At 63.5% G+C, this 24,331-nt stretch carries 28 protein-coding genes; 16 read left to right on the top strand and 12 right to left on the bottom strand.

The genetic code is table 11. The features are described 5' to 3' along the window. Positions 1 to 97 precede the first annotated feature (97 nt). Positions 98 to 331 (top strand): hypothetical protein, encoded by a 234-nt coding sequence (locus GGI48_RS20885; RefSeq protein WP_179599874.1) that lies wholly within the window; start codon positions 98 to 100, stop codon positions 329 to 331. Between the two features lie 736 nt (positions 332 to 1,067). Continuing rightward, positions 1,068 to 2,579 (top strand): malate dehydrogenase (quinone), encoded by a 1,512-nt coding sequence (gene mqo, locus GGI48_RS20880; protein ID WP_047306039.1) that lies wholly within the window; start codon positions 1,068 to 1,070, stop codon positions 2,577 to 2,579. A 68-nt stretch (positions 2,580 to 2,647) separates the two neighbouring features. On the opposite strand, the gene GGI48_RS20875 is transcribed toward mqo, so the two are convergent. The 4 genes from GGI48_RS20875 to GGI48_RS20860 all read right to left on the bottom strand — a co-directional run bounded on the left by GGI48_RS20875 (position 2,648) and on the right by GGI48_RS20860 (position 4,613). Continuing rightward, complete coding sequence (locus tag GGI48_RS20875; RefSeq protein ID WP_060841006.1) at positions 2,648 to 2,935, bottom strand: PA4642 family protein; 288 nt, start codon at positions 2,933 to 2,935, stop codon at positions 2,648 to 2,650. 63 nt (positions 2,936 to 2,998) lie between these two features. Beyond that, the gene (locus GGI48_RS20870) at positions 2,999 to 3,484 is read right to left on the bottom strand and encodes a hypothetical protein (protein WP_016965965.1); all 486 of its coding nucleotides are present in this window, start codon (positions 3,482 to 3,484) and stop codon (positions 2,999 to 3,001) included. A gap of 94 nt (positions 3,485 to 3,578) precedes the next feature. Beyond that, entirely contained in the window at positions 3,579 to 4,052 is a 474-nt protein-coding gene (locus GGI48_RS20865; RefSeq protein WP_016965964.1) for a WbuC family cupin fold metalloprotein, read from the bottom strand. A gap of 3 nt (positions 4,053 to 4,055) precedes the next feature. Further along, positions 4,056 to 4,613 carry a hypoxanthine-guanine phosphoribosyltransferase gene (locus GGI48_RS20860; protein WP_042941423.1) on the bottom strand — a complete coding sequence of 186 codons (558 nt, stop codon included), beginning with the start codon at positions 4,611 to 4,613 and terminating at the stop codon, positions 4,056 to 4,058. A gap of 165 nt (positions 4,614 to 4,778) precedes the next feature. Between GGI48_RS20860 and upp the strand changes: the two genes are divergently transcribed. Further along, complete coding sequence (upp, locus tag GGI48_RS20855; RefSeq protein WP_011063386.1) at positions 4,779 to 5,417, top strand: uracil phosphoribosyltransferase; 639 nt, start codon at positions 4,779 to 4,781, stop codon at positions 5,415 to 5,417. Between the two features lie 2 nt (positions 5,418 to 5,419). Next, a complete protein-coding gene (locus tag GGI48_RS20850; RefSeq protein WP_047306042.1) occupies positions 5,420 to 6,694 on the top strand; it encodes a uracil-xanthine permease family protein in 1,275 nt (424 codons plus the stop codon). 59 nt (positions 6,695 to 6,753) lie between these two features. On the opposite strand, the gene hemH is transcribed toward GGI48_RS20850, so the two are convergent. Together hemH and GGI48_RS20840 are read right to left on the bottom strand one after the other, a co-directional pair. Next, on the bottom strand, positions 6,754 to 7,779 hold the full coding sequence (gene hemH, locus GGI48_RS20845) for a ferrochelatase (RefSeq protein ID WP_016965961.1): 1,026 nt from the start codon (positions 7,777 to 7,779) through the stop codon (positions 6,754 to 6,756). 13 nt (positions 7,780 to 7,792) lie between these two features. Beyond that, complete coding sequence (locus GGI48_RS20840; RefSeq protein WP_016965960.1) at positions 7,793 to 8,695, bottom strand: TIGR01777 family oxidoreductase; 903 nt, start codon at positions 8,693 to 8,695, stop codon at positions 7,793 to 7,795. A 194-nt stretch (positions 8,696 to 8,889) separates the two neighbouring features. Here GGI48_RS20840 and GGI48_RS20835 point away from each other — a divergent pair, with 194 nt between their 5' ends. From GGI48_RS20835 to GGI48_RS20780, 12 genes are all read left to right on the top strand, one after another. Beyond that, a complete protein-coding gene (locus GGI48_RS20835; RefSeq protein ID WP_016965959.1) occupies positions 8,890 to 9,876 on the top strand; it encodes an NAD(P)/FAD-dependent oxidoreductase in 987 nt (328 codons plus the stop codon). Then, positions 9,873 to 10,088 (top strand): TIGR02450 family Trp-rich protein, encoded by a 216-nt coding sequence (locus GGI48_RS20830; RefSeq protein WP_016965958.1) that lies wholly within the window; start codon positions 9,873 to 9,875, stop codon positions 10,086 to 10,088. Before GGI48_RS20835 ends, GGI48_RS20830 begins: the two co-directional genes overlap by 4 nt. Before the next feature lie 120 nt (positions 10,089 to 10,208). Beyond that, the gene (locus tag GGI48_RS20825; RefSeq protein ID WP_179599872.1) at positions 10,209 to 11,159 is read left to right on the top strand and encodes a DUF523 and DUF1722 domain-containing protein; all 951 of its coding nucleotides are present in this window, start codon (positions 10,209 to 10,211) and stop codon (positions 11,157 to 11,159) included. A gap of 3 nt (positions 11,160 to 11,162) precedes the next feature. Continuing rightward, on the top strand, positions 11,163 to 12,098 hold the full coding sequence (locus GGI48_RS20820; RefSeq protein ID WP_179599870.1) for a MerR family transcriptional regulator: 936 nt from the start codon (positions 11,163 to 11,165) through the stop codon (positions 12,096 to 12,098). 13 nt (positions 12,099 to 12,111) lie between these two features. Beyond that, on the top strand, positions 12,112 to 13,554 hold the full coding sequence (gene phrB, locus GGI48_RS20815; RefSeq protein ID WP_179599868.1) for a deoxyribodipyrimidine photo-lyase: 1,443 nt from the start codon (positions 12,112 to 12,114) through the stop codon (positions 13,552 to 13,554). Next, positions 13,551 to 13,976, top strand: coding sequence for a nuclear transport factor 2 family protein (locus GGI48_RS20810; RefSeq protein ID WP_016965954.1), 426 nt, complete (start codon positions 13,551 to 13,553; stop codon positions 13,974 to 13,976). The genes phrB and GGI48_RS20810 overlap by 4 nt, the downstream gene beginning before the upstream one ends. Next, entirely contained in the window at positions 13,973 to 14,743 is a 771-nt protein-coding gene (locus tag GGI48_RS20805; RefSeq protein ID WP_047306047.1) for an SDR family NAD(P)-dependent oxidoreductase, read from the top strand. Before GGI48_RS20810 ends, GGI48_RS20805 begins: the two co-directional genes overlap by 4 nt. Next, positions 14,740 to 15,987 (top strand): NAD(P)/FAD-dependent oxidoreductase, encoded by a 1,248-nt coding sequence (locus GGI48_RS20800; protein ID WP_179599866.1) that lies wholly within the window; start codon positions 14,740 to 14,742, stop codon positions 15,985 to 15,987. The genes GGI48_RS20805 and GGI48_RS20800 overlap by 4 nt, the downstream gene beginning before the upstream one ends. After that, complete coding sequence (locus GGI48_RS20795) at positions 15,984 to 16,799, top strand: DUF1365 domain-containing protein (RefSeq protein WP_047306049.1); 816 nt, start codon at positions 15,984 to 15,986, stop codon at positions 16,797 to 16,799. Before GGI48_RS20800 ends, GGI48_RS20795 begins: the two co-directional genes overlap by 4 nt. Further along, the gene (locus GGI48_RS20790; protein WP_179599864.1) at positions 16,786 to 18,057 is read left to right on the top strand and encodes a cyclopropane-fatty-acyl-phospholipid synthase family protein; all 1,272 of its coding nucleotides are present in this window, start codon (positions 16,786 to 16,788) and stop codon (positions 18,055 to 18,057) included. Before GGI48_RS20795 ends, GGI48_RS20790 begins: the two co-directional genes overlap by 14 nt. Continuing rightward, a complete protein-coding gene (locus GGI48_RS20785; protein ID WP_016965511.1) occupies positions 18,050 to 18,565 on the top strand; it encodes a DUF2878 domain-containing protein in 516 nt (171 codons plus the stop codon). Before GGI48_RS20790 ends, GGI48_RS20785 begins: the two co-directional genes overlap by 8 nt. Positions 18,566 to 18,619: 54 nt before the next feature. Further along, the gene (locus GGI48_RS20780; RefSeq protein WP_047306050.1) at positions 18,620 to 18,925 is read left to right on the top strand and encodes a YkgJ family cysteine cluster protein; all 306 of its coding nucleotides are present in this window, start codon (positions 18,620 to 18,622) and stop codon (positions 18,923 to 18,925) included. Between the two features lie 8 nt (positions 18,926 to 18,933). On the opposite strand, the gene GGI48_RS20775 is transcribed toward GGI48_RS20780, so the two are convergent. From GGI48_RS20775 to hemA, 6 genes are all read right to left on the bottom strand, one after another. After that, positions 18,934 to 19,452: an acyloxyacyl hydrolase gene (locus GGI48_RS20775; RefSeq protein ID WP_047306051.1), complete on the bottom strand. Its 519-nt coding sequence runs from the start codon at positions 19,450 to 19,452 to the stop codon at positions 18,934 to 18,936. Positions 19,453 to 19,565: 113 nt separating this feature from the next. Further along, positions 19,566 to 20,357 (bottom strand): glutamate racemase, encoded by a 792-nt coding sequence (murI, locus tag GGI48_RS20770; RefSeq protein ID WP_179599862.1) that lies wholly within the window; start codon positions 20,355 to 20,357, stop codon positions 19,566 to 19,568. Continuing rightward, positions 20,350 to 21,105, bottom strand: a complete 756-nt coding sequence (moeB, locus tag GGI48_RS20765; RefSeq protein WP_047306124.1) for a molybdopterin-synthase adenylyltransferase MoeB — start codon at positions 21,103 to 21,105, stop codon at positions 20,350 to 20,352. The genes murI and moeB overlap by 8 nt, the downstream gene beginning before the upstream one ends. After that, the gene (gene prmC, locus GGI48_RS20760; protein ID WP_179599860.1) at positions 21,099 to 21,929 is read right to left on the bottom strand and encodes a peptide chain release factor N(5)-glutamine methyltransferase; all 831 of its coding nucleotides are present in this window, start codon (positions 21,927 to 21,929) and stop codon (positions 21,099 to 21,101) included. Before prmC ends, moeB begins: the two co-directional genes overlap by 7 nt. Further along, positions 21,930 to 23,012 (bottom strand): peptide chain release factor 1, encoded by a 1,083-nt coding sequence (prfA, locus tag GGI48_RS20755; RefSeq protein ID WP_016965521.1) that lies wholly within the window; start codon positions 23,010 to 23,012, stop codon positions 21,930 to 21,932. Beyond that, on the bottom strand, positions 23,012 to 24,286 hold the full coding sequence (gene hemA, locus GGI48_RS20750; RefSeq protein ID WP_016965522.1) for a glutamyl-tRNA reductase: 1,275 nt from the start codon (positions 24,284 to 24,286) through the stop codon (positions 23,012 to 23,014). Before hemA ends, prfA begins: the two co-directional genes overlap by 1 nt. Positions 24,287 to 24,331: the final 45 nt, after the last annotated feature.

Here is a 24,331-nt window from a genome sequence, read left to right as displayed (position 1 = left end):
AAGCGGGTTCCTGTAACCTGCCGTTCACCTGCCATACACCATGATGTAACGACTCAAATACATTCTTGTCGTCATTGACACAATCAGGTGCCTGGTCATGAACTTCCTTCGCTCCCTGTTCGCCCCGCGTCAGTCATTTCGCAGCTTCGCCTTGCTGGACAGCCAGGGACGCTGCCAGGCCTTCAAGCATTGTCTCGCCGCCCCGGTGGGCGACGGCTGGGTGGAAATCAGGGAGGTTCGCCTGAACTGGTTGCACCAGCCATTGCCCGCCAGCGCCCGGATCAGCCCACGCAGCACAGGCCCCGCGGTGCAACCGATACTGGCCACCTGACCAACAGCCTAATAAAAGTCACGAAACAGGATCATTTCTGCGCATTTCTTCGTTACAATCTCCCCCCGATTATAAGGACGTCTCCTGATCGGGCCTCGCAGTACCGCCAACGCCACTGCATTGGCACCCCGCACCGCCCACAGAGAGCCGCCCACACAGATCGAGTGAAGCTGGCGTGCTTGCTGTACCACCTTGCAAACCTCCACTTTTCGCGAATCTGCAGAGCTGCCGTTGCTCGGCCACTTAAAGCTGTTTGCCCGTTGTGCCTGCACCTTGTGCCGGCATCACCGCTCGGGCCAGGTGCCAGGCTGAGGCAGCCCTTTTTTGAGGTTCACGTCTTCAAAAGAGCGTGAAAAAACGGGTTTTCACAACTTCACAAGAGTGTGGCGAGCAAATGAATAGTTTTGCGTCTGAACTGGCACCATTGGCCTCTACAACAGCCCGATTACACAGGACCGAGCACTCCTCAAGAACTGGTGCTTGAAGCCTGTCCGCTGACGGATTTGGTTGCACGAGCGGATGTATCGACCATAAGTCGAATTGCCCGAGGCGCCCCGAGATGCGTTCATATGCACCTTGAGGCCCGGTTGGCAGCGTCCGCAGTAGTTGCAAAGAATTGCGAAGATTCGGACATGGCGATCCTGGCCATGGGTAACCTGGGGCATTACGTGAACCGCCCCGTCACTCCTGGCAGCCATGCCGTCAATTTGGTGCTGCAGATTTTGGAGACGCGTTAATGGCGCATAACGAAGCAGTAGACGTCGTATTGGTTGGGGCCGGCATCATGAGTGCCACCCTCGCTGTACTGCTCAAAGAGCTCGACCCCGCAATCAAGCTGGAAGTCGTCGAGCTGATGGATTCGGGTGCCGCGGAGAGTTCCAACCCGTGGAACAACGCCGGTACCGGCCACGCTGGCCTCTGTGAGCTGAACTACACGCCACAGGCCGCCGATGGCAGCATCGACATCAAGAAAGCCGTGCACATCAATACCCAGTTCGAAGTGTCGAAACAGTTCTGGTCCTACCTGACCAAGAAAGGCACCTTCGGCTCGTCCAAGTCCTTCATCAGCCCGGTGCCGCACCTGAGCTTCGTGCAGGGCGACAAGGGTGTGTCCTTCCTCAAGAAGCGCTTTGAAGTGCTGAGCCAGCACCATGCCTTCGCGGACATGGAATACACCGAAGACAAGGCCAAGATGGCCGAGTGGATGCCGCTGATGATGCCGGGCCGCCCGGCGGACGAAACCATCGCCGCGACCCGGGTGATCAACGGCACCGACGTCAACTTCGGCGCCCTGACCAACCAGCTGCTCAAGCACCTGACCAGCGCCCCCGATGCCCAGGTCAAGTACTGCAAGCGCGTGACCGGCCTCAAGCGCAACAAGGACAACGGCTGGACCGTGAGCATCAAGGACGTCAACAGCGGCAACAGCCGCGAAGTCGACGCCAAGTTCGTGTTCCTCGGCGCCGGTGGCGCGGCGCTGCCGCTGCTGCAGGCTTCCGGCATTGAAGAAAGCAAGGGCTTTGGCGGCTTCCCGGTGAGCGGCCAGTGGCTGCGTTGCGACAACCCGGAAGTGGTCAAGCAGCACCAGGCCAAGGTCTACAGCCAGGCCGCCGTGGGTTCGCCGCCGATGTCGGTGCCGCACCTGGACACCCGCGTGGTCGACGGCAAGAAGTCCCTGCTGTTCGGACCTTATGCCGGCTTCACCACCAAGTTCCTCAAGCACGGTTCGTTCCTTGACCTGCCGATGTCAGTACGCGCTGGCAACATCGGCCCGATGCTGGCCGTGGCCCGGGACAACATGGACCTGACCAAGTACCTGGTCAGCGAAGTCATGCAGTCCATGGAGCAGCGCCTGGAGTCCCTGCGTCGTTTCTATCCACAGGCCAAGGCCGAAGACTGGCGCCTGGAAGTGGCCGGGCAACGGGTGCAGATCATCAAGAAAGACCCGAAGAAAGGCGGCATCCTGCAGTTCGGCACCGAACTGGTGGCGGCCAAGGACGGCTCCCTGGCCGCCCTGCTCGGCGCCTCTCCGGGCGCTTCGGTAACCGTGTCGATCATGCTGGAACTGATCGAACGCTGCTTCCCGGCCAAGGCCAGCGGCGAATGGGCCGCCAAGCTCAAGGAGATTTTCCCGGCGCGGGAGAAGGCCCTGGAAACCGACGCGGCGCTGTATCACAAGATCAACAGCGAAAATAACCTGAGCCTGGAGCTGGTCGAGCCCAACAAGGAAACCGAAAGCTGCGCCTGATCCGCCGCCCATAAAAAACGCCCCGTCCTTTGCAGGACGGGGCGTTTTTTTTATGGGTCTTGAACGACTCAGCCGCGGGCGTTGTTCATCAGCTCGATGTAGTCGGCGGCGTTGCGCTGATCCTTGATCAGGTCGACGAAGGTCTGGCCGTGCTCATCCTTGCCATCCAGATCCAGGCCGGCTTCGAGGAAGAACACCAGGAAGCGCTCGAAGTCGTCGATGCGCAGACCACGATAGGCCTTGATCAGCTTGTGCAGGGACGGCGAAGTGGCGTCGACCGGCTCGAAATCGAGGAACAATTTGATCTGCTCGTCGCTGATCTCGTCACCAATCACTTGTTTCTTATCTTTACGCATCGCCGACTCCAGCTCGCAGACATTACACGGGGCCGGCAGTTTACCCTCAGCCCGCCTCGGGCCTCAACGCGGACGCACGCTGCCGGTGTGCAAGTCGGCCCAGATATGGCCATTGGCGTAGCTGAGGAACTGACAATACACCGTGTCGTTACGCAACAGGTCCATCACCGCCCGATACTGGGCCAGGGGGTAATAGAGTGTCAGGGTCCGTGTCTTGGCGTCGTACTGGGGCTTTTTCAGGCTTTTGCTCTCACCGTCGAAATTCACCAGCACCTGGCTGATGGTGGCGCCCTTGTTCAGCGGCTTGCCCTTGAGCCGCACCCACACCGGCGATGTCACCGGAATCGGCTGCTGATTGGATTGTCGCTGGCTGCCGATCACCACCGAGTACTCGGTGACCTGCAACAGCTGCTGCTGTTCAGGGACCGAGTCGCGCAGAGTCAGGTCATCAGGCGGCAGAAATTGCCCGTGCAAGGGCGCCGGGGCAGCTGCCAGGGGCAGGCTCAAGCTCAGAAGAAGGGCCGCGCTAGTGCGAATCAACAGGCTCATGACAGGCTCCAATCAAGGGCTGAGCACTCTAGCACGGGTTTTTGCTGCAAATCCTCACAGCCTGTGACAGCTGCCCCAGGCTAGGGGTACGCCGTCAGTCGAATTGAGCGCGCATCCAGGCCTGGTATTCGGCCACGCCAGGCTCGCCTTCCCGAGGCGCCCAACTGGCCTGTTCGCCCTCGCCCACCGGACGATAAGGACCGGCCTTGCATTCGAACATCAGGCTGTCGGCTTCAAGCGCCACCAGGCCGTGGAAGACTCCGGCCGGCAGATCAACACCGACACAGTCACCACCGGCCTGCAAGACGCGCTTGCCCTTGACCTGGCCCGCCTCATCGAAAATCAGCACGCCCAGTCGCCCCTTGAGCACCAGCAGAGTCTCGGCCTTGTCGGCGCTCAGGTGCCGGTGCGGCGGAACATAGGTCGAGGGTTGCAGCGCCACCGCCATGCGATGGCAAGGCTCTTCCATGGCATGGAAGTTGTGATGCTGACGACCACGGGGATTGGCCGCCGCCTTCTCAGCCAGGTCGCTGAACAACGCTTGATCGAGAAAGCTCGGCCCGGTCATGTCTTACATCCCTTTCACGGCATAGATGCCGGCGGCGTTGCGCCAGTAGCCTTTGTAGTCCATGCCGTAGCCGAAGACGTAACGGTCGACACAAGGCAGGCCCATGTAATCGGCCTTCAGGTCCGGACGGGCCTTGCGATCGTGCTCCTTGTCGATCAGCACCGCGGTGTGCACCGCACGGGCACCGGCGTGTTTGCAGAAGTCGATGATCGCGCCCAGGGTGTGCCCTTCATCGAGGATGTCGTCGATGATCAGCACGTCGCGGTCAATAAAGGAGACTTCCGGCTTGGACTTCCAGAACAGCTCGCCGCCGCTGGTTTCGTTGCGGTAGCGAGTGGCGTGCAGGTAGGAGGCTTCCAGGGGGAACTGCAGGTGAGTCAGCAGTTTGCCGGCGAAGATCAGGCCGCCGTTCATGACGCAGAACACCACCGGATTGCGCTCAGCCAGTTCTTCAGTGATTTGTGCACCGACACGGGCGATGGCCGCCTCGACTTCAGCTTCGGTGTACAGGCAGTCAGCCTCGCGCATGATTTGACGGATATGCTCGAGATCAGCGGACATGGCGCTCTCCAAGGGGGTGGCAGTTTCGGAAAAGCGGGCAAAGGTACGCATCCGGCCCGATCAGATCAAGCGTTTCTGGACTAACGTACTTTATGTCTATAGGACAACCACCCCGGATAGATTAATCTAGGCCGTTTTTTTTGCCCGCCGCCGGAGCCTTTCCCTATGCCCATCCGTGAGATCCGCCATCCGCTGATCCGACACAAACTTGGCCTTATGCGCCGCGCAGACATTAGCACGAAGAACTTTCGCGAGCTCGCTCAGGAAGTCGGTGCCCTGCTGACGTACGAAGCCACCAAAGACCTGCCCCTGGAAAGCTATGAGATTCCAGGCTGGTGCGGCCCTGTCCAGGTCGAGAAGATCGCCGGCAAGAAGATTACCGTGGTACCGATCTTGCGCGCCGGTATCGGCATGCTCGAAGGCGTGCTGAGCCTGATCCCGGGCGCCAAGGTCAGCGCCGTGGGTGTGGCCCGCAACGAAGAAACCCTGCAGGCCCACACCTACCTGGAAAAACTGGTTCCGGAGATCGACGAGCGCCTGGCGATGATCATCGACCCGATGCTGGCCACCGGCAGCTCCATGGTCGCCACCATCGACCTGCTGAAAAAAGCCGGCTGCCGTGACATCCGCGCCATGGTCCTGGTGGCCGCCCCGGAAGGCATCGCCGCCGTCGAGCAGGCGCACCCGGACGTGACCATCTACACCGCGTCCATCGATCAGAAGCTCAACGAACATGGCTACATCATTCCAGGCCTGGGTGATGCCGGTGACAAGATCTTCGGCACCAAGCAGAAGGACTCCTGATCATGCAGGATGAGTTCAACGATCCGCTCTGGCGCCAGGTGCTGTCTGGCGCGCAGATGCTTTTCGTGGCCTTTGGCGCCCTGGTGTTGATGCCGCTGATTACCGGTCTCGACCCGAACGTGGCGCTGTTCACGGCGGGTCTCGGGACTCTGTTGTTCCAGGTAGTGACCGGGCGCCAGGTGCCGGTGTTCCTGGCGTCGAGCTTTGCCTTCATCACCCCGATCATTCTCGCCAAGGGCCAGTTCGGCCTGGCGGCGACCATGGGCGGGGTGATGGCGGCGGGCTTCGTCTACACCTTTCTCGGCCTGGCGGTGAAGATCAAGGGCACCGGTTTCATCGACCGCCTGCTGCCGCCGGTGGTCATCGGCCCGGTGATCATCTCCATCGGCCTGGCCATGGCCCCGATCGCCGCCAACATGGCCATGGGCAAGGCCGGCGACGGCAGCGAGCTGATCCATTACCAGACGGCGATGATGATCTCGATGCCGGCGCTGCTGACCACGCTGATTGTCGCGGTGTTCGGCAAAGGCATCTTCCGCCTGGTGCCTATCATTTCCGGAGTGCTGGTGGGCTTCGCCCTGTCCTTCTACTTCGGCGTGGTGGACACCGCGAAGATCGCCGCCGCCCCTTGGCTGGCCCTGCCGCACTTCACCGCACCTGAGTTCAACTGGCAGGCGATCCTGTTCATTGTCCCGGTCGCCCTGGCCCCGGCCATCGAACACATCGGCGGGGTGATTGCCGTCGGCAGCGTGACCGGTCGCGACTACCTGAAGAAGCCCGGCCTGCATCGCACCCTGTTCGGTGACGGCATCGCCACCACCGCGGCCGGCCTGTTCGGCGGCCCGCCCAACACCACCTACGCCGAAGTCACTGGCGCGGTGATGCTGACCAAGAACTACAACCCGAAAATCATGACCTGGGCGGCGATCTTCGCCATCACCCTGGCCTTTATCGGCAAGTTCGGCGCCCTGCTGCAAAGCATCCCGGTGCCAGTGATGGGCGGGATTCTCTGCCTGCTGTTCGGTTCGATTGCCGCGGTGGGCATGAACACCCTGATCCGCCACAAGATCGACCTGGGCGAAGCCCGCAATCTGGTGATCGTCTCGGTGACCCTGGTGTTCGGCATTGGCGGCGTGCTGGTGGGCACCGGTACCGGTCCGGACGACTTCGGCCTCAAGGGCATCGCCCTGTGCGCCATCGTCGCCATCGTGCTGAATCTGGTGCTGCCGGGTAATGACGGCTGGAAGAACAAGAAGGCCGACGAGCCTCTGATCTGAAGAACCCTTCGCCGCCAAGCCGTCCCCTCTCGCAGGAGCCGGCTTGCCGGCGAAGCCGCTTACAACGCCAACGGCGCCCGCGCGCACAAGGTGTTCAAGGCCTGCGCCCATTGCGGGTCGTCATTCAGGCACGGGATCAACCGCAGATCCTCGCCTCCCGCCTCGCGGAACTGCTCGCGTCCGCGATCACCGATCTCTTCCAGCGTCTCGATGCAATCGGCGACGAACGCCGGGCACATCACCATAAGCTTCTTCACGCCCTGCTTGGCCAGCTCGTCAAGGCGCGTCTCGGTGTAGGGCTCGATCCATTTGGCCCGGCCCAAGCGCGACTGGAACGACACCGACCAAGTGCCATCCGCCAACCCCAAGTGCTCGGCCAAGGCCGATGCCGTTCGCAGGCACTGCGCGCGATAACAGGTGGCCAGCACCGCGGGAGAGGCGTTGCGGCAACAGTCGGCATCCTTGAAGCAATGCTGGCCGGTAGGGTCGAGCTTGGTCAGGTGCCGCTCCGGCAGACCGTGAAAGCTCAGCAGCAGATGATCATGCTCCTGGGCCAGGTAGGGTCTGGCGCTGGCCGCCAGGGCCTCGATGTACTCGGGCTGATCGTAGAAGGGTTGCAGCACGCTGAACTGCACATCCAGCTGGCGCTCGCGCACCACACGCCTGGCCTCTTCGATCACCGTGGTCACGGTGCTGTCGGCGAACTGAGGATAGAGCGGCGCCAGGGTGATTTTTTTCTGCCCCTGGGCCACCAGCTTGAGCAGCGCCGATTCGATCGAAGGCTCGCCGTAACGCATGGCCAGCTCTACCGGGCCCTGCTTCCACTGCTCGCTCATCACCTGCTGCAGGCGCCGGCTGAGCACCACCAGCGGCGAACCGTCCTCCCACCAGATCGAGGCGTAGGCATGGGCCGACTGTTCCGGACGCTTGATCAGGATCAGCGACACCAATAGCCGCCGCACCGGCCAGGGCAGGTCGATGACATAGGGGTCCATGAGGAACTGGTTGAGGTAGCGGCGCACATCCGCCACCGAAGTGGAGGCCGGCGAACCGAGATTGACCAGGAGCAACGCGTGATCGGTCATGCAACGTCCTATTTCAGAGGCGGCTGGCAATATCGTCCAGGGCCGCGGACAAATCAGTGAACTGGAAAGTGAATCCCGCCTCCAGCAAACGCGCGGGAACGGCACGCTGGCCACCCAGCAACAGCAACGACAACTCACCCAGGGCCAGGCGCAAGACAAAGGCCGGCAGCGGCATCAGCGCTGGCCGGTGCAGCACCCGCCCCAGGCTTTTGGCGAATTCGCGGTTGCGCACCGGCTTTGGCGCGCAGGCATTATAAGGACCCCGTGCCTCATCCTGATGCACAAGAAAATCAATCAGGGCAATTTGGTCGTCGATATGAATCCACGGCATCCACTGCCGACCGCTACCGATCGGCCCGCCCAGTCCCAGCTTGAACGGCAGCAGCAGGCGCGACAAAAAACCGCCCTCGGCAGACAGCACCAAACCGGTGCGCACCAACGCCACACGCACCCCCATGGCCTCGGCACGCTGGGCCGTTTCTTCCCAGGCAATGCACAGCTGGCTGGCAAAGTCTTCATTGACCGGAGGCGAATCCTCGCTCAGTTCCCGTTCCCCGCCGTCGCCGTACCAACCTACCGCCGATCCCGAAACCAGAACCCTGGGCTTGTGCTCGCGACTTTCGAGCCAGGCCAGCAGGGTTTCGGTGAGGGCAATACGGCTGCTCCACAGCAGCGCCTTGCGCTTGTGGGTCCAGGGCCGGTCGGCGATCGGGGCGCCGGCCAGATTGATCACCGCATCCAGCGGCGTCTGGTCCAGCTCTTGCAAAGTTCTGATGGCCCGCACTTGGGGACCACACAGAGCGGCCACTTTTTCGGGATGGCGCGTCCATACACTCAATTGGTGACCCTGGGCCTGCCAGTAACGACACAGCGCACGCCCGATCAACCCAGTACCGCCGGTCAGCAATATATGCATGACATCTTCCTCGCGTGGCGTTTTACCCGAATCACTAGTCTATTTTTATAAGCAGGGATCTTTTCAATCGGACAGGCTGTGACTTAACGATAGACAACCTGCACAACCGATGACGCCGAAAGCTATACCAAAAAACAATATTGTACAGGTTTTAGTAGCGGCGTAATCTGTACAGACTGGTAAACGAGGCCCCTATGACAGTACCCATCGCAATCATTGGTACCGGCATCGCCGGACTCTCCGCCGCCCAGGCACTTCGAGATGCCGGGCACAGCATCCAACTCTTCGACAAGAGCCGCGGCAGCGGCGGGCGCATGTCGAGCAAACGCAGCGATGCCGGCAGCCTGGATCTGGGGGCCCAGTACTTTACCGCCCGCGACCGTCGTTTCGTCACCGAAGTCCAGCGCTGGCAAGCCAAGGGCTGGGTCGCCGAATGGGCACCGCAACTCTACAACTCCCAAGGTGGCCAGCTCAGCCCCTCACCCGATGAGCAGACCCGCTGGGTCGGCACGCCGCGCATGAGCGCCATCACCCGCGCCCTGATCGGTGACCTCGAAGTGCACTTCGCCTGCCGCATCACCGAGGTCTTCCGTGGCGAACAACACTGGCACCTGCAGGACGCCGAAGGCTTTACCCACGGCCCCTTCAGCCACGTGGTGATTGCCACGCCGGCGCCGCAAGCCACCGCCTTGCTGGCCGCCGCGCCGAAGCTCGCCGGGGTGGCCGCCGGGGTAAAAATGGACCCCACCTGGGCCGTGGCCCTGGCCTTCGATACCCCCCTGGAAACCCCGATGCAAGGCTGCTTCGTTCAGGACAGCCCGCTGGACTGGCTGGCCCGCAACCGCAGCAAGCCCGGACGCGACAGCCACCTCGACACCTGGATCCTGCATGCCACCAGCGCCTGGAGCCGGCAGCACATCGACCTCTCCAAAGAGGCGGTGATTGAACAATTGCACGGGGCCTTCGCCGAGCTGCTGCACAGCGTCATGCCCGCCCCGACCTTCAGCCTGGCCCACCGCTGGCTCTATGCCCGCCCGGCCACCAGCCATGAATGGGGCGCCCTGGCCGACGCCGACCTGGGCCTGTATGCCTGTGGCGACTGGTGCCTCTCCGGTCGGGTCGAAGGCGCCTGGCTCAGTGGCCAGGAGGCCGCACGCCGGCTGCACGAGAGCCTGCAGTGAATCGCCTCAACCCACGCAAGCTGCTGCTGTCGAAGTGGACGGCAGCCCACCCGCAACGCCGCGAAAAGCACTTTCTGGTCACCGAACTTTTCTGCGATGAAGAAGGCACCGTGCTGGACATCGAACTGCAAGCGGTGCTCACCCGACGCTGCCAGCGATTGAACTGGCAAACCCTGCAGAACGACAGCGAGTGGCAAATGGGCTGGCGGTAACCGGCCCAACCACCAGGCAATACCTGTACAAATAATTTGACTTGTACAACTTTAATTCTATGATGAAGACAAGTTGTACAACGCTACGTTTTTGTACAGGTAAGCCCTGGAGGTTGCACCATGTCCGCCAAGCCGAAAATTGCCATCAGCGCCTGCCTGATGGGTGTGGAAGTCCGCTACAACGGTGGACACAAAGAATTCCGCCTATGCAGCCGAGTCCTCAGCGAGCACTTCGACTTCGTGCCCCTGTGCCCGGAAGTCGCCATCGGCATGGGCACCCCCCGCGAACCCATCCGCCTGGTGGGCGACCCCGAGCAACCACGAGCCGTAGGCACCGTGGACGCCAGCCTGGATGTCACCCTGCCCCTGGCCGAATATGGCCAACGCATGGCGGCCGAGGTCGGTGACATCTGCGGCTACATCTTCATGCAGAACTCGCCCTCCTGCGGTCTGGAGCGGGTCAAGGTGTACCAGGCCAACGGTATTCCCCATCGCAACGGCGGCCGCGGCATCTACGCCCAGGCGTTCTGTCAGAAACACCCTGATCTGCCAGTGGAGGAAGCCGGGCGCTTGAACGATCCCGTGCTGCGGGAAAACTTCCTGACCCGGGTCTACGTCTATCGCGACTGGCAGGCGCTGCTCAAGCAGGGCCTGACTCGCCGCGCCCTCACCGACTTCCACTCGCGCTGCAAATACCTGCTGATGGCCCATCACCCGGTGCAGTACAAGACCCTGGGCAATCTGCTGGGCAGCATGGGCAAGAGCGACCCGAACCTGATCGGCCCGCGCTATTTCAGCGAACTGATGGCAGCGCTGAGCAAATGCGCGACCCGCGGCACCCACAGCAATGTGCTGCTGCACCTGAGCGGCTACCTCAAGCAAGCCATCAGCAGCGCGGACAAGCAGGAAGTGCAGCATGTCATTGGTCAATATCGTCACGGCATCGTGCCACTGGTGGTGCCCCTGACCCTGCTCAAGCACCACTTCCGCCAGCACCCCGATCCCTACATCGCCCAGCAGCTGTATCTGCAGCCGCACCCGGAAAACCTCAGCCTGCGCAACGCGATCTGAGCCATGAAAGGACTCGATCAACAGGCCGAAGACAACAGCGCCCATTACCGGCGCGCCCTGGATGAAGGCTGGCTGCCGATTCGTGAAGTGGCGCGCCAGACCGGGGTCAACGCCGTCACCCTGCGCGCCTGGGAGCGCCGTTACGGGCTGATCGTGCCCCTGCGCACCCCCAAGGGCCACCGCCTGTACTCCCGGGAGCAAGTGCAGGAAATCCTCACCATCCTCACCTGGCTCAATCGCGGGGTGGCGGTCAGCCAGGTCAAGCACCTGCTGGACAGCGCCCCGAGCACCAGTACGCCGGCCGAGAATGACTGGCAGCGGCTGCGCCAGACCCTGAGTCTGGCGATCAGCCAACTGGCCGAGCGCAAGGTCGATGACACCTTCAACCAGGCCATGGCCCTGTATCCGCCGCGCACCCTGTGCGAGCACCTGCTGATGCCCTTGCTGGCGGAACTGGAGCAGCGCTGGCAAGGCCAGTTCGGCAACCAGATGGAGCAGGTGTTCTTCTATTCCTGGCTGCGCAGCAAGCTGGGGGCACGGATCTACCACAACAACCGGCAACTGCAAGATCCACCGCTGCTGCTGGTCAACCAGTCGGACCTGGCACTGGAACCCCACCTGTGGCTGACCGCCTGGCTGGCCAGCAGCGCCGACTGTCCGGTGGAAGTCTTCGACTGGCCGCTGCCCGGCGCCGAACTGGCCCTGGCCGTCGAACGCCTGCAGGCCAGGGGCCTGCTGCTGTATTCGAGCAAGGCCCTGAACCCTGCGCAGTTGCCCAGGCTGCTCAACGGCATTGCCTGTAAAAAATTCATCGCCGGACCCGCGGTGTGCATCCACCCCGCCGAATGGTCCGTATGTCTTTCTGAAATCGCCGATCTGCACCTGGCCCAGGACCCGATAACGGCCTGCCAGGCGCTGCTTGAGCGAGGACTCTTCTGAACCGGGAATCAGCATGCAATTGATCTGGCTGCGCAGCGACCTGCGCCTACATGACAACACCGCCCTGAGCGCCGCCGCCCGGCGTGGCCCGACCGTGGCGGTGTACCTGCTGAGCCCGGAGCAGTGGCAAGCCCACGACGACGCACCGTGCAAGGTCGACTTCTGGCTGCGCAATCTGCAGCAATTGAGCACGGCCCTGGGCCGCCTGAACATCCCCCTGCTGATCCGCAGCGCCACCACCTGGGACCAGGCGCCACAGGTCCTGCTGGAACTGTGCCGGCAACTGCAGGTACGCATGCTGCACTTCAACCAGGAATACGGGATCCACGAGAGCCGGCGCGATGCCGCGGTGACCCGGGTCCTGGAAGAAGCCGATATCAGCGTCCAGGGCTACCTCGATCAACTGCTGTTCCAGCCCGGTAGCGTGCTGACCAAGAGCGGCGGCTACTTCCAGGTCTTCAGCCAGTTCCGCAAGGTCTGCTACAGCCGCCTGCACAGCGCGCTGCCGGCCCTGATCGACCTCCCCAAGGCGCAATTGCCGCTGTCGATCCAGGCCGATCCCGTGCCCCAGCATATCGACGGCTTCCCGCGCCCCAGCCAGACACTGCGCGACCTCTGGCCGGCCGGTGAAGACCAGGCCCTGGGCCGCCTGGAACAGTTCACCGACGAGCAGATCAACTACTACCAGAGCGAACGCGACTTCCCGGCCAAGCCCGGCACCAGCCAGCTCTCGCCGTACCTCGCCGCCGGGGTGATCTCGCCGCGGCAGTGCCTGCACGCGGCCTTGCGCTGCAATCAGGGAGAGTTCGAGAGCGGCAACCCCGGCGCCGTCACCTGGATCAACGAGCTGCTGTGGCGCGAGTTCTACAAACACATCCTGGTGGGTTACCCACGGGTTTCCCGGCACCGCGCCTTCCGCCCGGAAACCGAAGCCGTGGCCTGGCGCGACGCCCCCGAAGACCTGGCGGCCTGGCAAGAGGGCCGCACCGGCCTGCCGCTGATCGACGCCGCCATGCGCCAACTGCTGGAGACGGGCTGGATGCACAACCGCCTGCGAATGGTGGTGGCGATGTTCCTGACCAAGAACCTGCTGATCGACTGGCGCGAAGGCGAGCGTTTCTTCATGCGCCACCTGATCGACGGCGACCTGGCGGCGAACAATGGCGGCTGGCAATGGAGTTCCTCCACCGGCACCGACGCCGCACCGTACTTCCGCATTTTCAACCCGATCAGCCAATCGGAACGCTTCGACCCCGAGGGGCGCTTCATCAAGCACTGGCTGCCGCAACTGGCGGGGTTGAACAAAAGGGATATCCACAACCCCGGCGCCATGGGCGGCCTGTTCGCGGTCGCCGGATATCCGGCGCCCATGGTCGACCTGTCGATGTCACGAGATCGTGCCTTGGCCGCCTTCAAGGCCCTGCCGTCGCGGCCGGACCTGGGAGATGCCCCATGAGTGATTTCCTTGAGCGCTTTGCCCGAGACTTCGCCAGCCTCGACAAGCACAACCTGCAGCGCCTGGATCAGCTCTACAGCGAGGACATCCAGTTCACCGACCCGCTGCACGAAGTCAATGGCTTGCCGCGCCTGCGGCACTATTTCGCCGAGCTGTACGCCAATGTCAGCGAGCTACGCTTCGACTTCCACGGCATCGACAGCTGCGGCGAAGGCCAGGGCTACTTGCGCTGGACCATGAGCTACCGCCACCCGCGCCTGCGCGGGGGCCAACTGATCCGGGTCGCCGGTTGCTCGCACCTGCACTGGCGCGACGCCAAGGTCTATCGGCATCGCGACTATTTCGACGCCGGCGCGCTGCTCTATGAACACCTGCCGCTACTGGGCGCGGTGATCGCCTGGTTGAAAAGGAGACTCGGATGAACCCAGCAATGCCACGGCGGATCTGGCTCACCGGTGCCAGCAGCGGCATCGGTGCGGCGCTGGCCGAAGAACTGCTCAAGGCCGGCGCCCAGGTGGCCGTCAGTGCCCGTTCGCGCGAGCCCCTGGAGGCCCTGGCCCAGCGTTATCCGGGGCGGGTGCTGGTGGTGCCCGGCGATCTCACCGACGCCCTGCAGGTGCGCGAGATCGGCAAGCGCATCGCCCAGGCCTGGGGCGCCCTGGACACGGCGATTGTCAATGCCGGCACCTGTGAATACATCGACGTGCAGCAATTCGACGCGGCGCTGATCGAGCGTGTGCTGAGCAGCAACCTGCTGTCCGCCGGCTATTGCATCGAGGCCGCGCTGCCCTTGCTGCGCGCCGGCAATCGCCCCCATCTGGTGGGCGTGGCCAGTTCCGTGACTTATCTGCCGCTGCCCCGGGCCGGTGCCTATGGCGCCTCCAAGGCCGCCCTGCGTTACCTGCTGCAATCCTTGCGCATCGACCTGGCCGCCGAGGGCATCGACGTCACCGTGGTCAGCCCGGGGTTCGTCGATACCCCGCTGACCGCGCGCAACGACTTTGCCATGCCCATGAGCTGGCCCGCCGCCAAGGCCGCCCGGCATATCCACAAGCGTCTGTCACACCGGGATCTGGAGATCGCTTTCCCCGCCCCGTTCATCTTCGGCCTCAAGCTGCTGTCCTGGCTGCCCGGCCGCCTGCAACTGGCCATCGCCAAACGCCTGGCCCGCACGGGGAGTGCATCGTGAAAATCGCCATCATCGGTAGCGGCATCGCAGGGCTGACCTGTGCCTACGTTCTCAACCGTCGCCATGACATCCGGGTCTTTGAGGCCAGCAGTTGGATCGGCGGTCACACCCACACCGTGGAGGTCAGCCACAACGGCGAAACCCAGTCCGTGGACACCGGCTTCATCGTCTTCAACGACTGGACCTACCCCAACTTCATCCGCCTGCTGGGCCAGATCGGGGTCAAGTTCAAACCCACCGAGATGAGCTTCTCGGTGTGCGATCCGGCCTCGGGCCTGGAGTACAACGGCAACAACCTCAACAGCCTGTTCGCCCAGCGGCGCAACCTGCTGTCGCCCGGGTTCTGGGGCATGCTGCGGGACATCCTGCGCTTCAACAAAGCCGCCTTGCTCGATCTGCAGCAACAGCGGATCGCCGCCGACACCACCCTGGGCCAATACCTGAAAGACCAGGGCTACGGCGAGCGTTTCATCCAGCACTACATCGTGCCCATGGGCTCGGCGATCTGGTCGATGTCACGGGTGCAGATGCTCGGTTTCCCCTTGCAGTTCTTTGTGCGCTTCTTCAAGAACCACGGCTTGCTGTCGGTGAACAACCGTCCGCAGTGGTGCGTGATCGAAGGCGGCTCAAGCCGCTACATCGAACCCCTGACCGCTTCGTTCCGCGAGCACATCCGTCTCGACTGCCCGGTGCAACGGGTCGAGCGCGACGAAACCGGCGTGCTGATCCACAGCGCCGCCGGCAGCGAGCGCTTCGACAAGGTGGTGTTCGCCTGTCACAGCGACCAGGCCCTGCAACTGCTGGCCAGCCCCAGCCGGGCCGAGCGGGAGATTCTCCAGGCCCTGCCCTACGCCGACAACGACGTGGTGCTGCACACCGATACCCGGCTGCTGCCGCGCCGGCGCCTGGCCTGGGCCAGCTGGAACTACCGCCTGGACGCCAGCGGCGACAAAGCCGCCGCCGTGACCTACGACATGAACATCCTCCAAGGCCTGAAGAGCGACACCACTTTCTGCGTCAGCCTCAACCAGACCGCGGTCATCGACCCGACGCAGATCCTGGCCCGCTTCACCTATGCCCATCCGCAGTACAGCCTCGAAGCGGTGGCGGCCCAGGCCCGCTGGGGCGAACTGCAAGGCGCCCAGCACAGCTTCTACTGCGGCGCCTACTGGGCCAACGGCTTTCACGAAGACGGCGTGGTCAGTGCCTTGCGCGTGGCCCAGTCCTTTGGTGAACAACTGTGAACAGTGCCCTGTACAGCGGCTGGATCAGCCACCGGCGCTTCGCCCCCAAGGACCATGCCTTCCGCTACCGGATCGGCCTTCTGTACCTGGACCTGGACGAGCAGGACGCGGTGCTGGGGCTCTCGCCCCTGGCGGGCCGCAGCCGTTTCGCCGCCTTCGCCTTCCGCGAAAGCGACTACCTGAAAGACTTCACCGGCCAGGGCATGCGCCTGATCGACGCGGTACGCCAGCAAGTGGCCGCGGCCATCGGCCATGCACCGGGCGGCGCGGTGCGCCTGCTGACCCAGGTGCGCAGCTGGGGCCTGGCGTTCAACCCGGTGAGCTTCTTCTACTGCTTCGAGGCCGACGGGCAACTGGCGGCGATTCTCTGCGAAGTCACCAACACCCCGTGGCGCGAGCGCTATCACTATGTGCTGCCGGCCCGCCCGGACAGTGCCAGCGCGCCCGAGCACCAGCACTTCGCCGTGGCCAAGGCCTTTCACGTCTCGCCGTTTTTGCCCCGTGACCTTGAATACCGCATGAGCTTCAGCCCGCCGGCCGACCGCCTGGGCGTGCACATGGCCGACTGGCAAGGTGATCTCAAGGTGTTCGACGCCACCCTCAGCCTGCAGCGCCAGGCCCTGGATCGCCGCAGCCTGCACCAGTACCTGCGCAGTTTTCCATGGATGACCGCCAAGACCTGCCTGGCCATCTACTGGCAGGCCCTGCGCCTGGCCGCCAAGGGCATCACGTTTTTTCCCCATGAGGCCGCCGACGGCGCCTATCGCACAGCCGCTGTACAACCCAAGGATCGCCGCCATGAAATCCTCTAGCGTATCGGCCAGAAATACCCTGTTCAGCACCCACAGCCTGACCGCCAACCTGTTGCGTCGCGGCGTGCTGCGGCAACTGGCGCAACTCAAGCACGGACAACTGCTGGTCATCGAAAACGCCGAGCGCCTGGTCTTCGGCGACCGCAGCGCGGCCTTGCTTGGGGAAATCCATATCCACGACAGCAGCGCCTGGGGGCTGGTGGCCAGCAGTGGCTCGATCGGTGCCGGCGAGGCGTTCATCCATGGCTACTGGAGCACCCCGGACCTGACGGCGGTGATCCGCGTCTTCGTCAGCAACCTGGAGGTGCTGGATGCCATGGAAGGCGGCCTGGCGCGACTGGGGCGGCCGCTGGTACGTGGCCTGCACTGGCTCAATCGCAACACGCGCAAGGGCTCGCAGAAAAACATCGCCGCCCACTACGACCTCGGCAATGAGCTGTTCGAGCAGTTTCTCGACCCCACGATGATGTATTCCGCGGCGCAATTTCGCAGCGAGAACGACAGCCTGGAGCAGGCCCAGTTGAACAAACTGGAGCGCATCTGCCAGAAACTCGCACTCAAGCCCGAAGACCACCTGCTGGAGATCGGCACCGGCTGGGGCAGCATGGCGCTGTATGCGGCGCAGAATTACGGATGCCGCGTCACCACCACCACCTTGTCCAAGGAACAGTTCGTCTTTACCCGGCAGCGCATCGACGCCGCCGGCCTGCAGGACCGGGTCACCCTGTTGCTGGAGGACTATCGCGATCTGGACGGTCAGTACGACAAGCTGGTGTCCATCGAAATGATCGAAGCCGTGGGCCACCGTTTCCTGCCCACCTACTTCAAGCAGTGCGCAAGATTGCTCAAAAGCAACGGCCTGATGCTGCTGCAGGCCATCACCATCCGTGACCAGCGCTATGAACAGGCGAAGAAGGGCGTGGACTTCATCCAGCGCTACATCTTCCCCGGCGGCGCCCTGCCCAGCGTGCAGAAGATGCTCGAAGTGGTCAGCCGCGACACCGACATGAACCTGTTGCACATGGAGGATTTCGGCCTGCACTACGCCCGCACCCTGCGCCTGTGGCACGAGAACTTCCGCCGCGCCCACGGCCGCCTGAGCGAGCTGGGCTATGACGCGTACTTCCTGCGTCTGTGGGAGTTCTACCTGTGCTACTGCGAAGGCGGCTTCCTGGAACGCAGCATCGGCACCGCGCAGATGCTCCTGGCCAAACCTTCGGCGGTGCCGCAACCCCTGCTGGGACGTTTCGATGCGTAAGCAACTGGCCAACGCCCTGCTGTTCCAGCTGGGCTGGTTCATCTGTGTGCTGTCCGGCGACAGCGCCTGGCTGCTGCTGGGGGTGGCGATCCTGCTGGCGCATTTTCGCTGGATCGGCAGTTGGGCAGCGGAAGGCCGGATGATTTTCGGGGTCGCCCTGACCGGCATTACCCTGGACAGCTTCCTGCACTGGCTGGGGGTGTTCCAGTTCCAGCAAGTGAGCCTGTTGATTCCCCTGTGGCTGATCGTGCTCTGGGCCTTGCTGGGCACCACGCTGCGCCACTGCCTGGCGTGGACCGCCCGGCCCTGGTGGCTGACCTGCCTGGTCGGCGCGCTGTGCGGGCCGCTGTCCTATTACGCCGGGGGCCGCCTGGCCGGGGTGACCTTTGCCTATGGCCTGTGGCCGACCCTGCTGGGGCTGGGGCTGCTCTGGAGCTTGCTACTGCCGCTGCTGCACGTGCTCGCACGGCCCACCGCGGAAGAATCACAGGCGGCCATCCCGGACTGAGCGTCCGTCCGGGCTTTCCCACAGCAGGGGCCGACTGCCTTACACTGCGTGCCTATGATCACCATTCCCGTTGTCCCCGTCCCCGAACCCGCCATCAGTTGCTCGACCTGCGCCGCCTGCTGCTGCCAGCTGGAAGTGATGCTGATCACCGACACCGGGGTGCCCGAACGCTTTATCGACACCGATGACTGGGGCGGGGAAGTCATGCGCCGCCTGGACGACGGCTGGTGCGCGGCCCTGGACCGCGACAGCATGCGCTGCAGCATCTATGAGCTGCGGCCACTGATCTGTCGCGAATTCGAGCTGGGGGAAGCCGATTGCTTGAGCGAACGCCGGGGAATCGCCACGGCGTATCGCTGATAGCGGCCTCAGAGCGGCATCGTGTAATGCAGCGCGTAGCTTTCGATACCGTCGTTGGGGGTTTGAATGCCGGCGTTGGAGTAATGGGTGGCGCGGACACCGACTTCATGCCCACCGGCGAAACGCAGGCCGAAACCGATACGGTCTTCGAACTGGAAGGATGACCCGAGCTTGTTGTCCTCGACCTCGGTGTGGGCAAAGGCCGCTACCCCGATCCCCGCCTCGATGTACGGCTTGACGCTGGCCCCGGCGAATTCATAGACCAGCACCGGGGAGAACGACAGGCTGTGATTGCTCGACGTCTTGTCGCCATCCCAATAGGTGTAGGCGCCGCTCCAGTAACCGGTCAGTCGACCGACATCACTTTGCAGCCAGCTCTTGTCCCAGTCCCATTGCATACCCAGCCGGTAGGCCTGGGTCGAATCGCTGGTTTGTCCCACGGAGAACTCGACTCCGGCCGCCTGCGCGGAAAAACTGTGCCCCAACAACCCGGCCGCCAGCGCGGCCAAACACAACAGTCGCTTCATCAGGAACGTCCTTTTTCAACGGTTACGTGTGGTCTTGTACAACCTTCTGGAAAGGTTATAGAAGCTCGCGCGCGCTCAGAAGTTCAGCCGCGGCAGAGCGTTTATCAGTTTTTTCACCACTGGAAACGCTCAACGGTACCGGGACCTTTCCACAGCAGCGGCAGCACCTGGACAAAGTGCGGGACGTCGCCGCTGGTCCAGAAACGCGTCTCGCGGGCCGGGCCACAGGCCCGCAGCTCGCCCTCATCCAGCAGGCGTTGCAACTGCCGGGCAACGGCGCCGCCGGTGTCGATCAGGCTGATATGGGCCGGCAGCATCTGCAGCAGCACCGGCTTGAGAAATGGATAGTGGGTGCACCCCAGGATGATGGTGTCGCAACCGGCCGCCAGCAGCGGTTCAACATAGCCCTGCAACAGTTGCCGCAGGGCGTCGCTGTCGAGGTCGCCGTTTTCGATCATTTCCACCAGACCGGGACAGGGCTGGGTGACCACTTTCACATCCGCGGCGAAGCGATCGAGCAAGGCGGCGAACTTGGCACTCTGCAAGGTGCCGGTGGTGGCCAGCACCCCGACCACCCCGCTGCGGGTCGCCGCCGCCGCGGGCTTGACCGCAGGCTCCATGCCGACGATGGGCCAGTCCGGGTAATCACGGCGCAGGTCGGCCACTCCGGCCACGGTGGCGGTGTTGCAGGCCAGGACCAGAGCCTTGGCGCCCAGTTCGCGAAAGTACCGCGCCATCAGCGCACAACGCTGACGAATGAACTCCGGGGTCTTTTCGCCATAGGGAATATGCCCGCAATCACCCAGGTACAGCAGCGATTCGTTGGGCAGCCGTTGCTGTATTTCCGCCAGTACCGACAGGCCGCCGACACCGGAATCGAACACCGCAATGGGCGCTTCACTCATGCTGAACTCCGCAAACGCTGCAACCGGGATCACGCTTGACGCGCAGTTCACGAAAACGCGTACCCAGGGCATCGATCAATAACAGTCGGCCCACCAGAGGCTCGCCAAACCCGGCCAGCAGCTTCAGGGCTTCCAGCGCCTGCAAACTGCCCACGGTGCCCACCAGCGGACCGAGCACCCCGGCCTCGCTGCAGGTCAGTTCGGCTTCGCTGCCGTGCCCGTACAGGCAGTGGTAGCAAGGGCTTTCCGGGCGACGCGAATCGAACACCGACAACTGCCCTTCCAGGCGAATCGCCGCGCCACTGACCAGGGGCTTGGCGGCCGCCACGCAGGCGGCGTTCACCGCCTCACGGGTGCTGAAGTTGTCGGAGCAATCAAGCACCAGATCCACCGCGGCCACGGCGGCGGCCAGGCTGTCGACGTCCAGTGCCTGGCGATGGGGCACCAGGCGGATTTCCGGGTTGAGGGCGGACAGCCGGCTGATGGCCGAATCCACCTTGCCGACCCCGACACTCTGGCTGTCGTGGATGATCTGACGTTGCAGGTTGGTCAGGTCGACGCTGTCGAAGTCGGCCAGGTGCAGCTCGCCGACCCCGGCCGCTGCCAGGTACAGCGCCGCCGGGGCACCGAGGCCGCCGAGGCCGACAATCAGTACCCGGCTCTGCTTGAGGCGCAACTGGCCGTCGATGTCGATGTGCTGCAACAGAATCTGCCGGCTATAGCGCAACAGCTCCTGATCGGTCAGCACGGCAGGCACCCAAGGCTGATGCGTTCATGACCGCCCAGATCGACCCGGCTGTGGACTTCGATGAAGCCTTGCGCAGTCAGCAACTCGCGAACCGCCGCCGCCTGGTCGTAACCGTGTTCCAGCATCAGCCAGCCACCGGCGTGCAAATGTTGCGGGGCCTGGTTGAGGATCAGGCGCACATCGTCCAGACCGTCCTTGCCCGCCACCAGGGCGCTTTCGGGTTCGAAACGCACATCGCCGGCCGCCAGATGGGGGTCGGCCTCGGCGATGTAGGGGGGATTACTGACGATCAAATGAAAGCGCTGGGACTCGACCGCGCTGAACCAGTGGCTGCTGAGCACGGTGACGTTGTCCAGCTGCAGGCGCTGGCGGTTGCGTTCGGCCAGGGCCACGGCTTCCAGCACCCGATCCACGGCCGTGACCTTCCAGGCCGGGCGCTCGCTGGCCAGGGCCAGGGCGATCGCGCCGCTGCCGGTGCCCAGGTCGAGGACCTGGGCCGGGGTCGCGGGCAGCAGCTCCAGCGCCGCCTCCACCAGCAATTCGGTATCGGGGCGCGGGATCAGGGTATGGGGGGCCACTTCCAGATCCAGCTTCCAGAACCCCTGCTGGCCGAGGATGTAGGCCACCGGCTCGCCGGCACGGCGTCGTTGCAGGTATTCGGCGAACAGCAAAGCGGCTTCGCTGGGCACGATGCGTTCCGGCCAGGTGTGCAGGAAGCTGCGGGGCTTGCCCAGGGCCGCGGCCAGGAGCAGTTCGGCATCCAGGCGCGGCGTCGGCGAATCAGGTAATTGAGCTGCGCGCAGCAGGCTGGCGATGATGGTCATTTACTCACCCAATGCCGCAAGTTGATCGGCCTGATATTCGGCCAGCAGCGGTTCAATCACGGCCTCGACGCCCCCGGCAAGGATTTCGTCCAGGGAATACAGGGTCAGGTTGATCCGGTGATCGGTGACCCGGCCCTGGGGGAAGTTGTAGGTGCGAATGCGCTCGGAGCGATCCCCCGAGCCCACCAGCAGCTTGCGCTCGCTGGCGATGGCATTGGCCGCGGCGCTGGTCTGCTGGTCGTTGAGCTTGGCCGACAGCCAGGACATGGCCCGGGCCCGGTTCTTGTGCTGGGAACGCTCTTCCTGACACTCGACCACGATCCCCGAAGGAATGTGGGTGATGCGGATCGCCGAGTCGGTCTTGTTCACGTGCTGACCACCGGCGCCCGAGGAGCGATAGGTATCGATGCGCAGGTCCGCCGGGTTGATCTCGATGGCTTCCTGCTCGTCCGGCTCGGGCAGCACCGCCACGGTGCAGGCCGAGGTGTGGATGCGGCCCTGGGATTCGGTGGCCGGCACCCGCTGCACGCGGTGCGCGCCGGATTCGAACTTGAGCTTGCCGTAGACGTTCTCGCCTTCGACCCGGGCAATGACTTCTTTATAGCCGCCGTGCTCACCCTCGTTTTCCGAGAGGATCTCCAGCCGCCAGCCGCGCCGTTCGGCGTAGCGCGAATACATGCGAAACAGGTCGCCGGAAAAGATCGCCGCCTCGTCGCCGCCGGTGCCGGCGCGGATTTCCAGGAACACGTTGCGCCCGTCGTTCGGATCCTTGGGCAACAGCATGCGTTGCAACACGCTTTCCAGTTCGACCAATTGCTCCTTGGCCTCGCGCACTTCCTCGGCGGCCATTTCCCGAAGGTCCGGGTCGTTGTCCTTGAGCAGCGCCTGGGCGCCTTCGAGATCGGCCTGGACCTTGAGCACCTGTTTGTAGGAGGCGACGATCGGCTCGACTTCCGCGTATTCCTTGGAATAGGCGCGGAACTTGGCCTGATCGGAAATGACCTCAGCATCGCCGAGCAAGGCGGTCAGTTCCTCGAAACGATCCTGGAGAATGTCCAGCTTACTGAGCAGTGACGCTTTCATTACGGGGTTTTATCCGATGAGCCCTCACCGAGGGCAAAGAGTTCTTGGGCCATGGCCAGCGCATCGAGGCGGCCTTCGGCAGACAGCTTTTTCAGTTGCACGCTCGGCGCGTGCAGCAGTTTGTTGGTCAGGCCGCGGGCCAGTTGGGCCAGCACGTCCTCGGCGCTGGAGCCGTTGCTCAGCAGGCGCAGGGCTTTTTGCAGTTCTTCGTCGCGCAGGCGCTCGCTCTGTTGACGATAGGCCTTGAGCACGTCCACCGCCGCCAGTTCGCGCAGGCGCACCATGAAATCCTCGGCGCCAATGTTCACCAGCTCCTCGGCGGCCTGGGCCGCGCCCTGACGGCTCTTGAGGTTTTCCGCGACCACTTCGTGCAGGTCATCGACGGTGTAGAGGTAAACGTCGTCCAACTCGCCGACTTCAGGTTCGATATCCCGGGGAACGGCGATATCCACCATGAAAATCGGCTTGTGCTTGCGCAGCTTCAAAGCACTTTCGACCGCGCCCTTGCCAAGGATCGGCAACTGGCTGGCGGTGGAACTGATGACGATATCGCTGTGCACCAGCTCCTGGGGAATGTCCGATAGCAGCACCGCGTGGGCGCCGAACTGCTCGGCCAGGAGGCTGGCGCGTTCCAGGGTGCGGTTGGCCACGACGATGCGCTTGACCCCCAGGTCGTGCAGGTGCCGGGCCACCAGGGTAATGGTCTCGCCCGCGCCGATCAGCAACGCCTGGCTGCGCTGCAGATCGCTGAAAATCTGTTTCGCCAGGCTCACCGCGGCAAAGGCCACGGACACCGGGTTCTCGCCGATGGCGGTATCGGTGCGTACTTGCTTGGCGGCGCTGAAGGTCGCCTGGAACAGCCGGCCCAGCAGCGGGCCCACGGTGCCGGCCTCACGGGCCACGGCGTAGGCGGACTTCATCTGCCCGAGAATCTGCGGCTCGCCCAGCACCAGCGAATCGAGCCCCGAGGCCACCCGCATCATGTGACGAACTGCCGCATCGTCTTCGTGCACATAGGCACTGGCGCGAAGCTCGTCTAGGCTCAGGTGGTGATAGTCCGCCAGCCAGCGCAGTACCACATCCGCAGAAAGATGATCCTGTTCTACATAGAGCTCACTGCGATTGCAGGTGGAGAGGATCGCAGCTTCGCGGCTGTCGGTGAGTCGGCAGAGCTGCTGCAAGGCCTCAACCAACTGCTCAGGGGTAAAGGCCACGCGCTCGCGGACGTCTACAGAAGCAGTCTTGTGGTTAATACCGAGTGCAAGGAAGGCCATTCAAGGTCGCTGATGATGTCGAGAAGCCGGCAATTGTCCTACTTC

Source organism: Pseudomonas protegens (genome assembly GCF_013407925.2).
GTDB classification, from domain to species: domain Bacteria; phylum Pseudomonadota; class Gammaproteobacteria; order Pseudomonadales; family Pseudomonadaceae; genus Aquipseudomonas; species Aquipseudomonas fluorescens_AP.
Note: the sequence above shows the minus strand (reverse complement) of the source record. Positions and strands in the feature narration are given on the sequence as shown.

Excerpts from the sequence above, each read along its gene's own strand:
- GGI48_RS20835 (WP_016965959.1), top strand. The coding sequence starts at position 8,890 with ATGACAGTACCCATCGCAATCATTGGTACCGGCATCGCCGGACTCTCC.
- upp (WP_011063386.1), top strand. The coding sequence starts at position 4,779 with ATGCCCATCCGTGAGATCCGCCATCCGCTGATCCGACACAAACTTGGC.
- GGI48_RS20775 (WP_047306051.1), bottom strand. The coding sequence starts at position 19,452 with ATGAAGCGACTGTTGTGTTTGGCCGCGCTGGCGGCCGGGTTGTTGGGG.
- GGI48_RS20820 (WP_179599870.1), top strand. The coding sequence starts at position 11,163 with ATGAAAGGACTCGATCAACAGGCCGAAGACAACAGCGCCCATTACCGG.
- prfA (WP_016965521.1), bottom strand. The coding sequence starts at position 23,012 with ATGAAAGCGTCACTGCTCAGTAAGCTGGACATTCTCCAGGATCGTTTC.
- GGI48_RS20780 (WP_047306050.1), top strand. The coding sequence starts at position 18,620 with ATGATCACCATTCCCGTTGTCCCCGTCCCCGAACCCGCCATCAGTTGC.
- hemA (WP_016965522.1), bottom strand. The coding sequence starts at position 24,286 with ATGGCCTTCCTTGCACTCGGTATTAACCACAAGACTGCTTCTGTAGAC.
- GGI48_RS20875 (WP_060841006.1), bottom strand. The coding sequence starts at position 2,935 with ATGCGTAAAGATAAGAAACAAGTGATTGGTGACGAGATCAGCGACGAG.
- GGI48_RS20870 (WP_016965965.1), bottom strand. The coding sequence starts at position 3,484 with ATGAGCCTGTTGATTCGCACTAGCGCGGCCCTTCTTCTGAGCTTGAGC.
- GGI48_RS20805 (WP_047306047.1), top strand. The coding sequence starts at position 13,973 with ATGAACCCAGCAATGCCACGGCGGATCTGGCTCACCGGTGCCAGCAGC.
- prmC (WP_179599860.1), bottom strand. The coding sequence starts at position 21,929 with ATGACCATCATCGCCAGCCTGCTGCGCGCAGCTCAATTACCTGATTCG.
- hemH (WP_016965961.1), bottom strand. The coding sequence starts at position 7,779 with ATGACCGATCACGCGTTGCTCCTGGTCAATCTCGGTTCGCCGGCCTCC.
- GGI48_RS20885 (WP_179599874.1), top strand. The coding sequence starts at position 98 with ATGAACTTCCTTCGCTCCCTGTTCGCCCCGCGTCAGTCATTTCGCAGC.
- GGI48_RS20810 (WP_016965954.1), top strand. The coding sequence starts at position 13,551 with ATGAGTGATTTCCTTGAGCGCTTTGCCCGAGACTTCGCCAGCCTCGAC.
- GGI48_RS20865 (WP_016965964.1), bottom strand. The coding sequence starts at position 4,052 with ATGACCGGGCCGAGCTTTCTCGATCAAGCGTTGTTCAGCGACCTGGCT.
- murI (WP_179599862.1), bottom strand. The coding sequence starts at position 20,357 with ATGAGTGAAGCGCCCATTGCGGTGTTCGATTCCGGTGTCGGCGGCCTG.
- mqo (WP_047306039.1), top strand. The coding sequence starts at position 1,068 with ATGGCGCATAACGAAGCAGTAGACGTCGTATTGGTTGGGGCCGGCATC.
- GGI48_RS20790 (WP_179599864.1), top strand. The coding sequence starts at position 16,786 with ATGAAATCCTCTAGCGTATCGGCCAGAAATACCCTGTTCAGCACCCAC.
- GGI48_RS20825 (WP_179599872.1), top strand. The coding sequence starts at position 10,209 with ATGTCCGCCAAGCCGAAAATTGCCATCAGCGCCTGCCTGATGGGTGTG.
- phrB (WP_179599868.1), top strand. The coding sequence starts at position 12,112 with ATGCAATTGATCTGGCTGCGCAGCGACCTGCGCCTACATGACAACACC.
- GGI48_RS20785 (WP_016965511.1), top strand. The coding sequence starts at position 18,050 with ATGCGTAAGCAACTGGCCAACGCCCTGCTGTTCCAGCTGGGCTGGTTC.
- GGI48_RS20850 (WP_047306042.1), top strand. The coding sequence starts at position 5,420 with ATGCAGGATGAGTTCAACGATCCGCTCTGGCGCCAGGTGCTGTCTGGC.
- GGI48_RS20860 (WP_042941423.1), bottom strand. The coding sequence starts at position 4,613 with ATGTCCGCTGATCTCGAGCATATCCGTCAAATCATGCGCGAGGCTGAC.
- GGI48_RS20840 (WP_016965960.1), bottom strand. The coding sequence starts at position 8,695 with ATGCATATATTGCTGACCGGCGGTACTGGGTTGATCGGGCGTGCGCTG.